The sequence below is a fragment of the Bacillus sp. SG20033 genome (assembly GCF_044570195.1).
GTDB classification, from domain to species: domain Bacteria; phylum Bacillota; class Bacilli; order Bacillales; family Bacillaceae; genus Bacillus; species Bacillus subtilis.
In genome coordinates this window covers 576,232-589,645 of sequence record NZ_CP172606.1, presented here as the reverse complement: position 1 = coordinate 589,645, position 13,414 = coordinate 576,232, and the positions used below count along the sequence as shown (strand labels likewise).

Annotated in this window: 17 protein-coding genes; 11 read left to right on the top strand and 6 right to left on the bottom strand. The window is 40.2% G+C overall.

Annotated features, from left to right (window positions below; genetic code table 11):
* Positions 1-327 precede the first annotated feature (327 nt).
* The 3 genes from ACFVP7_RS03085 to cotP are packed head-to-tail and all read left to right on the top strand — an operon-like array spanning position 328 to position 1,300.
* Entirely contained in the window at positions 328-600 is a 273-nt protein-coding gene (locus tag ACFVP7_RS03085; protein WP_021481644.1) for a spore germination protein, read from the top strand.
* Positions 601-613: 13 nt separating this feature from the next.
* Entirely contained in the window at positions 614-856 is a 243-nt protein-coding gene (locus tag ACFVP7_RS03080) for a spore germination protein (protein WP_338732481.1), read from the top strand.
* Positions 857-868: 12 nt separating this feature from the next.
* A complete protein-coding gene (cotP, locus tag ACFVP7_RS03075; protein ID WP_046160102.1) occupies positions 869-1,300 on the top strand; it encodes a spore coat protein CotP in 432 nt (143 codons plus the stop codon).
* Between the two features lie 14 nt (positions 1,301-1,314).
* Here cotP and ACFVP7_RS03070 read toward each other — a convergent pair whose 3' ends face one another.
* Complete coding sequence (locus ACFVP7_RS03070) at positions 1,315-2,022, bottom strand: DUF421 domain-containing protein (protein ID WP_338732480.1); 708 nt, start codon at positions 2,020-2,022, stop codon at positions 1,315-1,317.
* 207 nt (positions 2,023-2,229) lie between these two features.
* On the opposite strand from ACFVP7_RS03070, the gene ACFVP7_RS03065 reads away from it, so the two are divergent.
* From ACFVP7_RS03065 to ACFVP7_RS03050, 4 genes are all read left to right on the top strand, one after another.
* A complete protein-coding gene (locus ACFVP7_RS03065; protein ID WP_254491392.1) occupies positions 2,230-2,814 on the top strand; it encodes a DUF421 domain-containing protein in 585 nt (194 codons plus the stop codon).
* Positions 2,815-2,934: 120 nt separating this feature from the next.
* Positions 2,935-3,165 carry a spore germination protein gene (locus tag ACFVP7_RS03060; RefSeq protein ID WP_070548621.1) on the top strand — a complete coding sequence of 77 codons (231 nt, stop codon included), beginning with the start codon at positions 2,935-2,937 and terminating at the stop codon, positions 3,163-3,165.
* Positions 3,166-3,197: 32 nt separating this feature from the next.
* Positions 3,198-3,491 carry a hypothetical protein gene (locus ACFVP7_RS03055; RefSeq protein WP_041517676.1) on the top strand — a complete coding sequence of 98 codons (294 nt, stop codon included), beginning with the start codon at positions 3,198-3,200 and terminating at the stop codon, positions 3,489-3,491.
* 204 nt (positions 3,492-3,695) lie between these two features.
* Positions 3,696-3,932, top strand: coding sequence for a spore germination protein (locus ACFVP7_RS03050; RefSeq protein ID WP_015482867.1), 237 nt, complete (start codon positions 3,696-3,698; stop codon positions 3,930-3,932).
* A gap of 50 nt (positions 3,933-3,982) precedes the next feature.
* On the opposite strand, the gene ACFVP7_RS03045 is transcribed toward ACFVP7_RS03050, so the two are convergent.
* The 4 genes from ACFVP7_RS03045 to ACFVP7_RS03030 form a co-directional block, all read right to left on the bottom strand.
* Positions 3,983-4,321 carry a thioredoxin family protein gene (locus ACFVP7_RS03045; RefSeq protein ID WP_024572376.1) on the bottom strand — a complete coding sequence of 113 codons (339 nt, stop codon included), beginning with the start codon at positions 4,319-4,321 and terminating at the stop codon, positions 3,983-3,985.
* Positions 4,322-4,506: 185 nt separating this feature from the next.
* A complete protein-coding gene (locus ACFVP7_RS03040; RefSeq protein ID WP_003234169.1) occupies positions 4,507-4,896 on the bottom strand; it encodes a DoxX family protein in 390 nt (129 codons plus the stop codon).
* 98 nt (positions 4,897-4,994) lie between these two features.
* Entirely contained in the window at positions 4,995-5,933 is a 939-nt protein-coding gene (locus tag ACFVP7_RS03035) for a ring-cleaving dioxygenase (protein ID WP_063336268.1), read from the bottom strand.
* A 15-nt stretch (positions 5,934-5,948) separates the two neighbouring features.
* On the bottom strand, positions 5,949-6,569 hold the full coding sequence (locus tag ACFVP7_RS03030) for a nitroreductase family protein (protein ID WP_338732468.1): 621 nt from the start codon (positions 6,567-6,569) through the stop codon (positions 5,949-5,951).
* Between the two features lie 475 nt (positions 6,570-7,044).
* Between ACFVP7_RS03030 and mneP the strand changes: the two genes are divergently transcribed.
* From mneP to ACFVP7_RS03010, 4 genes are all read left to right on the top strand, one after another.
* The gene (gene mneP, locus ACFVP7_RS03025) at positions 7,045-7,938 is read left to right on the top strand and encodes a manganese transporter MneP (RefSeq protein ID WP_038428417.1); all 894 of its coding nucleotides are present in this window, start codon (positions 7,045-7,047) and stop codon (positions 7,936-7,938) included.
* Between the two features lie 112 nt (positions 7,939-8,050).
* A complete protein-coding gene (locus ACFVP7_RS03020) occupies positions 8,051-8,863 on the top strand; it encodes a MerR family transcriptional regulator (RefSeq protein WP_338734123.1) in 813 nt (270 codons plus the stop codon).
* Between the two features lie 89 nt (positions 8,864-8,952).
* Positions 8,953-9,642 (top strand): DUF554 domain-containing protein, encoded by a 690-nt coding sequence (locus ACFVP7_RS03015; protein WP_024572371.1) that lies wholly within the window; start codon positions 8,953-8,955, stop codon positions 9,640-9,642.
* A 203-nt stretch (positions 9,643-9,845) separates the two neighbouring features.
* Positions 9,846-10,748, top strand: coding sequence for a carboxylesterase (locus ACFVP7_RS03010; RefSeq protein WP_086343503.1), 903 nt, complete (start codon positions 9,846-9,848; stop codon positions 10,746-10,748).
* Between the two features lie 412 nt (positions 10,749-11,160).
* Here the strand turns inward: ACFVP7_RS03010 and ACFVP7_RS03005 are convergent, their stop codons facing one another.
* Positions 11,161-13,335 (bottom strand): MMPL family transporter, encoded by a 2,175-nt coding sequence (locus ACFVP7_RS03005; RefSeq protein ID WP_338732461.1) that lies wholly within the window; start codon positions 13,333-13,335, stop codon positions 11,161-11,163.
* Positions 13,336-13,414 lie beyond the last annotated feature (79 nt).

Sequence of the window (13,414 nt, the reverse complement as noted above, 5' to 3'; positions counted from 1 at the left end):
CAAGTAATGTTACTCACGAGTATTATTTCATGGCATTTGCTTCATTGTCAATGATTTCAATCTGATCCTGTTTGCCAGCTTCCTTTATTAAAGGGTCTCATGTATTTCGAATAACTGAATCAATTCATTTATTACTGTATCAATGGCTTTTTATTCACTGATAAGTATTTGCCAAATAGATTGAAATTCAGGCTGTGACAAACTTTATTCTTTTTTTCTAACGAGCATCACTCCAGGGCCAGATAGAGTTTTGCCCGCAAATGCAAGGAACAATTGGGTGCAGCGGCGCATAATGTACTGTACAGAATGATGGAAGGGTGTGATGGGATGCCGTCTACAATAATCAACCTATATTATTTAAAGATCAACAGTATTTCGGGCAATGGTTCAATTACAATAGGTGAAGCCGCGCATAACAGCCATACCGCAAATAATAAATCCCAAGGGATCAACTCCTCTTTCGGTGATACATCACCTGCAGAATCAATCATGGAAAACTTCTTAAATGATCCTGATGTCAACGATCAGACAGAACTCGGAAACTCTGATACTACCAATATGAATGCTCCTCCGCTTCCAGTACCGCCAATTTTAGATTAAAAGGAGTTTCGCTATGCCATACCAAATTAACATCGCAAATATTAAGGTGAACGGCGTCACACAAAACGGAAATATTGATGTCGGTCCAACCGTACACAACAGCCATACAGCGAACAGCAAATACTTTGGGGTAAACTTTTCTCTAGGGGATTTTTCGCCTTCTTCTTCTCTTTTAAATACTGGGAACCTCGATACTGATATCAGTGATCAAGACCAAATTGGAAACCCTTCTGCACCGATTTCAAACCAAATTTAAGGAGGATCCTAGATGGATCTCGAAAAAATGAGAAAGTGGCTTGAGATTACAAATGAATATAAGCAAAATGACTTTTGGACAAATGTGCTCAAGTATAAAGCCCCGGAACAATTTTTTAATACCAACACCTATACGCTCGTTTACGACTTTTATCAAGATGAAGAAGATAATTTTATCATTGTGGAAATGCCCGGTGTGTATGAGGAAGAATTAACGATCCGTTTACTATCTAAAACCCAGCTGTTGATCAAAGGGACGATCACGCCTGTTTTTCCTGCCGAAATGGAAGTGCTGCGTGAACGGTATTACGGAGAAATTGAGCGAATCATTCAGCTTCCCGAAGCCACTGAATCTCATTTGTTACAGATTCAGCTGTTAAACGGGCTTCTGCACATTTCGTACCCAAGACAAGTTGGAACCATTGCGTTCAATAAGGGGCTTTAAGATTGATTGTTCCTTCATTCCTTATCCATAGGGACTGATATATGGTCTTTATACTGATCCACATAAATATCCCCATTACCCAGCAGCACTGCGTACACGGTCTCTTTCACCTTTATGTATCTTTTTTGCAATTCTTCCAAAAGCCAGGATTCCGTCAAACGATTCTGCTTTAAATTATTCTCAATGATTTCTCCGTCCATAATAAGCTCTATCGGAAGCCTGTGTTCTTGGTTTACCGCAATCATTAAATCCTGTTTGGTCACATGCCGGAATTGCGGTTTTCTTAACACAGTCAGCTGACCATTCGTTTCAAGAATGGCAAAAAGAACTTCTTCGATATTAAATATTTCTTTTTCCCGCAATTGCTGATTTAAATAATCAAGTGTGTAACGCATTTTCCTCATATTTGATTCAAGTATCTTCCCGTTTTGAATCAGCACTGTTGGATCGCCGGCAAAAAATTTCCTCAGCTTCCTGTTCTTTATCGACAGAAACGAAATTAGAAAAATGGTTAACACAAAAATACTAAACGAAATGGCCATATTGTGCGGTTTTATTGAAGTATTGTAAGCTAATCCACCAGCAATCGCCCCTAGTGTGATCGCCGCAATAAAATCAAAAATCGTCATTTGAGAGATTGTCTGTTTGCCTAAAATTCGTTCTGCGATTAACAGCAAGCCAAAGCTGGCAACCGTTCTAATGACAACTTCAAGTTCAATCATGTTATGGCGCTCCCCGCTTCCCAGATTGTTTCGGCCAAAAAACTCCTGTTGCTATCATTGTTTGGTTTAATATATCCATCTATACCAAAAATATTGTTCGGTTTAGGACAGAATGAAAAACTGCCTTTCGGATATATTAAATTGCGATTGGCCGGAAGAAAAGCCAATCCTATGACAAATCTAATTCATCAGTGGTCAGGTGGTAGCATGAATTTCACTTGGGAATCTCTTGTTCTCATTGTAGCCGGAGTCATTTTGCTGAGAGTTTCAGGCATGAAATCAATCGCACAAATGACTTCAACTCAAACGGTTGTCATGATTTCAATCGGAACTATTATCGTGCAGCCAATCATCAAGTACAGCCTTTTCAAAACATTAATTGCGGCGGCAATTTTCACAATAACACTCATCGTAATAGAATGGATCCAAATGAGATCGAACTTCATTGAAAAGATGTTGACCGGAAAAGCAAAAGTTGTTATTGAAAACGGACAGCTTCATATCGAAAACTTAAAGAAGATGAGACTTACAGCTGATCAGCTTGAAATGCAGCTACGGCTTCACGGCGTTACGGCTATACAAGATGTCAAAATTGCGACATTAGAGGCAAACGGGCAATTAGGAATAGAATTAACTGATGACGCCAAACCTTTAACTGTCAGGGATCTGAAAAAACTCATTCACCCGGATTTCATAAATAAGGACGGACAAGCCCATTTGTCTAGCAATCAGAATATTTTTGATGAAATTGGTAAAAAAAATAAAAAAAACATCCCAAAAAAACTGCATTAACAGGCACTTGTGGAATTTTGCAGGTTTTTGTCTCTCGCTGAATGTTTTTGCCGTTTTGTTTAAGCAATTGCTGCTCACACACCATATTGTATAAACAGTCATAACAGAGAGGAGAGATGAATGATGAAATTCCCAGTATATATTCATTCGATATCCGGAAACAGCATTTTTAATAACGGTTTTGCATTCTCCATCAGCCCTTTCTCTGTTTCTAAAGAGACAGATGGTTCCGGAGGGAATAATACAGGTTTGGTTTTTGAATCCAATGCTTTAAGCCAAACAAGCTCCGCCAATCAAGCCTTACATGTTACAAATGCGGTCCAAGAACTGCTTTCCAAGCTTTTAGCGTAAACATAAGAAATGAACACTTCATGAGGTGCCGTATGGATTTTCCAATTATTCACACAAACTTTTGGGATGCTGTGATAGCTGTTCCAATCATCATATTGATAACCCAAATCCTCAAAATATTATTGAAAATCCCCAAAACTTTTGTACCGTCAGTTGCCTTAATAACAGGCCTTGTCATTTCTGTTTTCATAAGCCATCGACACAGCCTCTTTTCTGGCGTATTTATGGGCTGGTTTTATGGCTACGCTGCTATAGGCTCCTACTCATCATTAAAAACGACCATTCTATCCTTTAGGCAAACGAAAAACGATACATCAAATTCATAGATGACATATAACGATCTGCCGCCTCTTTATCAGGCGGCTTTATTTCTGCTGATAGGTTGATCATCTTCAAAAGAGACTCATTCACTCGCTATTATTTTTACCATTATGTTGATGCAATGATATAAAAACGCAATATCATAGAAGTAAATAGACTGCCAGCGTCCTCTATGACGGCTACTTCTGAGTGAAAGGAGTTTTTGAAGCATGCGATCTCAAATCAACATTTCAAATCTCACGATAAATGGAATGACACAAAACGCCAATACAGATATCGGACAAAACTTGCAAAACAGCCATACTGCGAACAGCAAAAATTACGGTGTCAATTTCACATTAGGAGATTACTCTCCTTCTAATTCAATTATTATTTCAGCAAGTTGTGATAATGATACAAGTGATCAAGGGCAGGTTGATAACCCTTCTTCGCCTAGTGAAGAATAAATTGATGCAAAAAAAGAACTCATTTGAGTTCTTTTTTTTGCCTTATTTCTTTATTCGCCTTCATATAATCGATAAACCCTTTTCAGCTTTTGTTCAAGCTGTTCAAAATGAACAAAACGGGCTTCTCTTAGAAACTCAGTCCCATCAATGAACAAAAGAAGCACAGGAACGGTGAAAACTGAAAATCTGCCGGCGACCTCTGCTACATCGTCAGCATTGATATGCCCCAATTTGATGTTTGGAAACTGATCCAATACTATTCTGAGCTGGGGCAGGACTGCGTGACATACTGTACAGGCAGGCCTTGATATATAAATAAAACTGAATTTGTGCTGTTTGATAAAATTATCTATAGAATCTAATGAATGTAATTCTGTCATCTCTTTCATCCATTTACTCCTTCAAATAGGTCTGTCTTTTATAACCAAGCTCATCAATACGTATCATTCACTATACTGATTTATATTTATTATATCCGCTTTTTTACTTTGCAGAGTACCTGCAAGCTTGCCGAAAATGTCAAAATAAAAGAACAGTTACTGACAAGCAGCAACTGTTCTTACATACTTTCGTATTAAAAATGCAAAGCGTAAGCTCCTGAACCGATGAGTGCAACCCCTATGGAAACTGCAATGAGCACCAGGTTATATTCAAAACCTCCGGCGCCATTCGCAAAACCTTTCGCTCCATGGACTTTTACGATAGCACCTAACATGATGATCGTTATGATAGCAGCTCCAAGCGGGAGGAATACGCCTAAAATAAATAGAATTCCGCTTACTAACTCCCCAAGACCTGATAGAGCGGCCGCAACGTTTCCTGGTTTCACCCCAATTGACTCGAACCATTGTCCGGTTCCTTTAATCCCGTATCCGCCAAACCAGCCGAATAATTTTTGTGTGCCATAAAACAAAAACACCACACCAATCATTATACGAATAAGCAACAGTCCTGCATCTTCCATTTGTATCTCTCCTCATCTTTGATTTTATCTAATTCTTTGCTGACGGTATCCAGCAATCATCAATTGAATATATGTTTCTTTATTTTTTATGTGTCAAATCAATCTAACTCTCTTACTTCAAACGGCAGCAGCCCTTGTTCAATTTGTGTGCGATGCGGTTCATATTGTACAGGCAGCATCAGTTTTTCGCCCATTGTATCCTGTGTTTCATCATGTGCAAAGCCAGGGGGATCAGTTGCGATTTCAAACAGGATTTCCCCGTGTTCCCTGAAGTAAATGGCATTAAAGTAGTTTCTATCCCGAACAGGAGTTACACCATATCCATGGGAAGCAATATATCTTTGCCAATCTAACTGATCTTCATCATCGTTAGCCCGCCAAGCGATGTGATGCACCGTTCCCGCCCCCATTTGCCCGCGGCCAATAGGCGTTAACTTAAGGTCAATCACATTTCCGATATCACCGGCGGAACGATAACGAACGAAGTCTCCTTCTTTGCCGACTCGTTCCAGCCCCATGATGTTTTCTAAAAGGTCAGCGGTTTTGTCAGGCTGCGCTGATAATAGGGTTGCACCCCCAAAACCTTTAATGGCAACATCGGGCGTTACATCTCCGAAAGTCCACGTGTTAGCCTCTCCTTCTTCTCTTTCCACGATTTCTAAGTGCAGTCCATGAGGATCATCAAATTCTACATATTGTTCCCCAAAGCGCTCGATTTTAGTGTAGGGAACGTTGAACTTTTCTAGTCTCTTTTCCCAAAATGCCATAGCCCCTTTCGGCACGACATACGAAGTCACGCCAACTTGACCGTCTCCAATGACGCCTTGGCGGGCTCCGGCCCACGGAAAGAAGGTAATGATTGTTCCCGGCTTCCCGCCTTCATTCCCAAAATAAAGATGATACGTACCTGGGTCATCAAAATTGACAGTTTGCTTGACCAAACGAAGCCCAAGCACTCCTGCGTAGAAATCTGTGTTCTCTTGAGGGTGACCGACAATCGCTGTAATATGATGAATTCCCATCGTTTTTTTAGCCATTTTTATCCGCTCCTTTTACATATACTCAACAAACTCATTCACAGGCTTCCGGTAGCCGCGCGGTCTTCTGCTCTCTGTTTTTTCTTTTCCAATCGTAATCATCATGACAACCTCAAATTGGTCGTCTATGTTCAAAATCCGTTTTACGGCTTCCGCATCAAAGCCGATCATCGGGCAGGTATCCCAGCCTTTTTCCTTAGCACTCAGCATAAACATCATCGCAGAAAGTGAAGCATTCCTTATCGCCTCATCTCTCTTAAATTGTTCTCCCCTGTTTTCATAAAACGAAACGGTGTCGTGTACCATGTGGTCATACTCTTGCTTATTTAATATCCCCAATACCTTTAAACCTTCATAGATATCGGACGCTTGTTGATATGCCTGCTTATCCCCTAATACCAAGAGAACCGCAGATGAGCTAACCACTTTATATTGTCCGTTTGCGGCCTGCTTCAGCTTTTCTTTGATATCCGGATCTAGAACCGCCACATATTTTGTATGCTGCAAATTAAAAGCCGATGGTGCCAATGCAACCAATTCAAACATCTCATTGAGATCTTCTTTTGTGATTGGATGACCTGAAAGAAAATTGCTTGCAGATCGTCTTTCATTGACTAAATGAGTAAATTCAGCCATTACGCTACACTCCCTTTTATCTCGAATTCGAGATATTATGTTATAAAAAATCATATTGAATATTGTGTAAAAGAACTGACAACGATTGAACACTTAGAGTTGCGCTTGATCGCTGATCTTTTCAATCAAATATCTCGAATTAAAATATCTTAAATATGAGATAATAATAAAATACAGATCTTCTCATGTCAATAGGTTTTTGAAAATTAGTGGGAATTTTTCACTGACGGCAGCATTTTAATAGCGGAATCATCACTGTTGTTACATAAGAACTCATTTGTTTGCTGTATGACCTTTTAGCACAGCTCCAACTTTTTTTCTGTCACCTTATTTATTAGTAAACAGGAAACAACGTTGCTATAGACCCACTCGAAATTGAATTGGTATGATAAGCAAAGTGATTACACAGGAAAGGATACGGAGAGCGTATATAGAGCACTCCTATTTTTTTTGTGCAGTTTTATAGGAGGAAAAAATGGCAAGTGAAAGAGAACAAATAAGCAGAAAAGTTGCTTTGATTGCATTGATCGCCAATCTGATCTTAATGGCAGGAAAGGTCTTTTTTGGGCTGGCAGGCGATAGTGAAGCCGTGTTTGCAGACGGAATACATTCCGCGGCAGATGTCGTTGCTTCGATTGCAGTCTTGGCAGTGATCGGCATTTCCAATAAACCGCCCGATCAAGATCATCCTTTTGGTCACGGAAAAGCTGAAGTCATTAGTGAGGCGATTGTAGGAATTATCTTAGTGATCGTATCCGTTTATATCCTCATAGAAGCGATTCTGTCCTTTGTTAAAGGGCCAAGCGTTCCCCAATACAGCGCATTGTTTGCGGCTCTGATTTCGTACGTGGCTAAGGAAATCTTATATCGTTATTCTATAAAGCAAGGGGAAAAATGGAACAGCAAAGCGATTATAGCGATTGCGTACGATCATAAAGGCGATATCGTTGCCTCTCTTGCCGCTTTTATCGGCGTCCTGTTGGCTATCATCGGAAACACCCGCGGCTGGCCCTATCTGTTGTACGCAGATGCCATTGCCAGTGCAATCGTTGCTTACCTCATTTTTAAGATTTCAATGGAATTAATCAGGCCGTCTGTTGATGTGCTCATGGAAAAGAGTGTTGATCCCGAGCTGATAGAGGAATATAAAGCTGTTATTTTTCAATGTGATCAGGTAAAACGAATTGATAGAATCCGCGCGAGAGAACATGGCCACTATAAATTGCTTGATGTCCGTTTATCTTTGGATCATGATTTGACAATTAAGCAGGGACACGACATCGCCCGCGAAATTCGAAATGAAATCAAAAGACAGTTTTCAGATGTAGAAGAAGTGCTCATCCATGTGAATCCTTATTTCGAAGAATGAAAAGCTCCTTTTTAGAAGGAGTTTTTTCTTTATGCTGCAAACTTTACCTTTAGAACTCAGCGTACTATATAATGTGGATGTATATAATCATAGGGACAGAAAGGTTGTTAGAATGAAGGAATTTTTTTCGATTGGAGAAGTGTCAAGGTTATTCAATGTGAAAATCTCTGCTCTTCGGTATTATGATGAAATCGGTCTGTTGAAACCGGAATATAAAGATGAGCAAACGAACTATAGATATTATTCTACCCAACAGTTTGAGCGGCTTGATACCATCAAGTATTTGAGGGCCTTAGGCCTGCCAATCAATAAGCTTCTTGATTTTTATAACTCTCAAAATACGAACACTCTTCTTCATTTACTAAAAAGCCAGCAGGCTGAAATTGATCGCAAGAAGAAAGAATTGGAACGCATTGAACGAAAGATCTCCCGACGCATCACACATATAGAAGATGCCGTTAACATGCCGTTATATCAAATTACAAAAATCAAACTTCCCGCAATGCGTGTGGCTTACTTGCAGCATGAATATGTTCTCGGCCATGATATCGAACATTCGTTAGCTGAATTGAGAATCCACCTGAATGTAAACGAAGATATATTCATAGGCAAGATCGGTTTATCCATATCAGCAGCAAATGTGAAAGCAAAACAGTTTGACAAATATTCCAGTATATTTATGATTCTTGAAGATGAAAATGAAAAAACTTCTTCAGAAATCATCTTTCCTTCAAGAGAATATCTGCAAATTAGGTTTAAAGGGTCACATCCAGAAGCCGAACCATACTACAAAAAATTACTGGCATATATGAAAGAACATCATTATGAGGTAGCAGGGGACTCAATTGAAATCACACTCATTGATTATGGCATTACGAATAACCTAGATAATTATGTGACTGAAATCCTGCTGCCCATCAAATAATCTCATGAATATGTTTTTATCTCCCTTGACTCTCTACTAACTAGAGGGTTTATTTTTTATGCAGGAATGATTTTTGGAGGAGAAAGCTTATGTTTGGAACGATTTTTAACACAGTGATGATTATTGCAGGAAGCATAATCGGGGGGATATTCAAAAAAGGCATTAAAGATGAATACCAGGATATTTTGATGCAGGCAATGGGATTCGCTGCGGTCGCGCTGGGGATCAACGCCATTACACAGCACTTGCCTGATAGTAAATATCCCATTCTATTCATTGTGAGTTTAGCCATTGGAGGTTTGCTAGGCCAGATCATCAATTTAGAATTACGATTCAACAAGCTGGTGAACAAATTTTCTAAAAGCAATTTAGCAGAGGGCTTATCAACTGCGGTCTTATTATTTTGTATAGGTTCGCTGTCAATATTAGGCCCTGTTGAAGCCGCTTTGCATGGAGATTATACATACCTTCTGACAAACGGGATGTTAGATGGGATCACCTCCATTGTGCTCGCTTCAACTTTTGGTTTTGGAATAGCGGCTGCCGCACTTGTATTATTTGCCTGGCAGGGCTCCATCTATTTATTTGCACAAGTAATGGAGAGCGCAATCAATACAGACCTTATTAATGAAATCACAATTGTGGGAGGCATACTCATCCTCAGTTCAGGTCTAAGCATTCTTGGAATCAAGAAGTTCAAAACACTGAATCTGCTGCCTTCCCTCCTGATCCCTCCTGTTGTGATTTTTGTGATTCATGCATTTGGATTGCGGTTTTAATGAAGCGGCTCCCACAAAAGAGGTTAATATTCTGTTATATTGATTTTCAATAATCTGTTCCAATCGTTTTATTTCCTTTTCATCGTGGATTTGACGTCGAATAACAACTGTATTATATTGTAAATAAAGTCTGTTATATCAAAATCAGATTCCCCATCACGAAACGGCACATTCATTTAAACAAAATTGGGAGGGGCATTTGTATGTCAAACCATTCATCTAGTATTCCCGAATTAAGTGACAACGGTATCCGCTATTATCAAACTTATAATGAAAGCCTTAGTCTTTGGCCGGTCCGTTGCAAATCATTCTATATATCTACTCGTTTTGGTCAAACACATGTGATTGTAAGCGGCCCAGAGGATGCCCCGCCGCTTGTATTACTCCACGGAGCATTATTCAGCTCGACGATGTGGTATCCCAACATCGCCGATTGGAGCAGCAAATACAGAACTTATGCAGTTGATATCATAGGTGATAAAAACAAGAGTATTCCTGAGAATTTAAGCGGTACAAGAACGGATTACGCCAATTGGCTTCTTGATGTGTTTGACAATCTGGGGATCGAAAAGTCCCACATGATCGGACTTTCGCTTGGCGGTCTCCATACGATGAATTTCCTTTTACGTATGCCTGAGAGAGTAAAAAGCGCAGCTATACTGAGTCCGGCAGAAACGTTTTTGCCATTTCATCACGATTTCTACAAATACGCTCTTGGCCTTACAGCGTCAAATGGAGTTGAAAAATTCTTAAATTGGATGATGAATGATCAGAATGTGCTGCACCCGATTTTTGTGAAGCAGTTTCAGGCAGGGGTAATGTGGCAGGATGGATCAAGAAATCCAAATCCTAAAGCCGACGGATTTCCGTATGTTTTTACCGATGAGGAATTACGTTCAGCAAGAGTTCCTATCCTATTATTACTTGGTGAACATGAAGTCATCTATGATCCCCACTCAGCCCTGCACCGAGCCTCTTCATTCGTTCCTGATATTGAGGCAGAAGTCATTAAAAATGCCGGACATGTTTTATCGATGGAACAACCCGCTTACGTAAATGAACGTGTAATGCGTTTTTTCAATGCAGAAACAGGCATTTCACGGTAAGGGCTTATAAGATAGTGATTTGCATTCATAAAGTCCTGCAATATGCTTCTAGCCGGGCATTTCAAAAAATAGAGTCCCTCTTATGGACTCTATTTTTCTTGGACAAAACCCGCAGCTGGTTTTGTGTGCTTGTTTCTTTAGGTTTCTTATATGATCAGTTGGTTTATTCTTAGAATTATCAAGAACCTAGGCATCACGGAGAGAAGGCAGCGTCAAAAAAATCATTTGATGTGCTTTATCACTTCTCCTGGAATGCCTGCTAGTATAATGCAGCTTCTGCCAATATGAAACAAAGTTCCATCCAATCGAAAATGAGTGATTGCGCCATAAGCGTCTCCTTTTAACTGCCGACTTCATCTTCTAAATACTACCATAAGCAAAAAAGCAGATCATAAAAGATCTGCTTTTTCTATTACACACTGATTTGTTTCTTTTGTTCATGATCTATTTCCGGCTGTATTTCCTTTGTCAGTTGATGCCCTTCTATATCCACATTCGGAATAATCTTGTCTAACCATTTCGGCAAATACCAAGCTGCATTCCCCATCAGCTTCATGACACTTGGAATCAGTGTCATTCTTACAATAAAGGCATCAAAGAGTACACCAAAGGAAAGAGCCAGCCCATTGGCTTTAATAGAAGCTTCGCCTGCAAAGATAAATCCTGCAAAAACGAAGATCATGATCAAGCCGGCTGCTGTAACAACAGGACCACTGTGTTTTAATCCAGCCTGAATGGCTTGTACTGGATTCTTTGTTTTTACATATTCTTCACGCATTCTGCTGACAAGGAATACTTGATAATCCATGGCTAACCCGAACAGAATCCCAATAGATAAAATCGGCAGGAACGCGAGTATCGGCCCTCTTTCAGGTATTTTGAAAAAGTCGATGAGATTCCCGTCTTGCAAGACAAATACACAGATTCCAAGAGTGGCTGTCATCGTCAACATGAAACCTGCAACAGCAACAAGCGGCACAAGCAGCGAACGGAAAACGATGGTCAGCAATACAAACGCAAAGCCCACAATAAGTACAGCAAACACCGGTATCGCATCATTGAGGCGATCTGAAATGTCAATATTCACTGCAGTCGATCCAGTAACAAGCAAATCTACTCCGTTTTTATCTGACAAACTGCGTACATCGTGTACCAAATCTTTCGTTGTGACATCATTTGGACCTGTTTCCGGAACGACCGTAATGATGGCAAAGTTCCCTTCTTTATTAGGCATTGCAGGGGTGACACTTGCTACATGGTCTAAACCCTTTATTTCTTTCACTGCATCTGCGAAAGCCTCCGCCTTATTTTCTGTAGCATTTGCGGCATCCGCTACGATTGTTAATTGGCCATTAAATCCTTCTCCAAAGCCTTCGGCAAGCAAGTCATATGCCCGGCGATCCGGATTATCCTTAGCTTTCATCCCAGCATCAGGCAAGCCCAGTTCCAAATGCATAGATGGGATACTAATGACGATCAAAATCAGAATGCTGCATACACTTAGCATGATAGGATTTTTGGTGACAAAGCGTCCCCAGACATTTGTTTCAGTGCTTTGTTTTTCTATTTTCTTGTTTGATTTCGGAATCATCCGCTTCCCTGCAATCGATAAGACCGCAGGCACAAGTGTGATGGAAGCCAAAACAGCCATCAGTACACTAAGCCCTGCTGTCAGCCCCATCGCAGACATAAAAGGAATGTTAACGACAGTCAATCCGCAAAGTGCAACGATAACAGTAAGTCCGGCAAAAACGACTGCGCTTCCCGCTGTTCCCACGGCTCTCGCAATTGATTCATTCTTTTGTATGCCTTCGCCTAAAAACTGGCGGTGTTTCGTAAAAATAAATAAAGCATAATCAATACCAACAGCAAGGCCAATCATTCCGGCTAATGAAAGACTGACGGAAGCAATATCAAATACTTGTGTCCCAATCAAAACCAGTCCAATACTTACACCTAAACCAATCAGTGCAGTTAAAATCGGCAAACCTGCTATTAATAAAGAACCGAATGTAATGGCTAAAACGACAAAAGCCAAGATAATGCCGACAATTTCAGAGACACCGCCTATCTCCATCTCGGCTCCCGGTACATCTCCGCTTAGCTCAGTTTGCAATCCTTCATCATCAGCCATTTTCAAACTGTCTTTTAAGTGTTTGATAGAGTAATCCTTTATATCATCTGCTGATGATTTATACTTGATATCAGCATAGGCAACTGTGCCATCTTTCGCGATTGTCCCTGTCACAAAAGGACTTGCAATCGAGTCAACAGAATCATCTTTACTGATTTCTTTGAACGTATCTTCTATTGCTTTTTTTGCTGGCTTCCCAGTAAGTTTCTCCCCATCACCAGAACCGAAAATAACCCGTATGCTCCCTTTATCAGGACCATGAGGAAATTCTTTTTGAATCACATCCATCGCTTTTTCCGAAGGTGTGTCAGGTATGGACATATCCTCAGAAAAACTTGGTTTCAAGGTCACTGCAAGGCCTATCGCAGCAACTAACACAACGATCCACGCACATATTGCTTTTATGCGATTGCGAGCAACCCATCCTCCTAATGTATATAACATTTTTGACATGATAATCTCCTTTCAACACATTGCTTGATCACATTCTTTCTCATTGTAGTTGACAATGAAATGAAAAAAACGTACATTC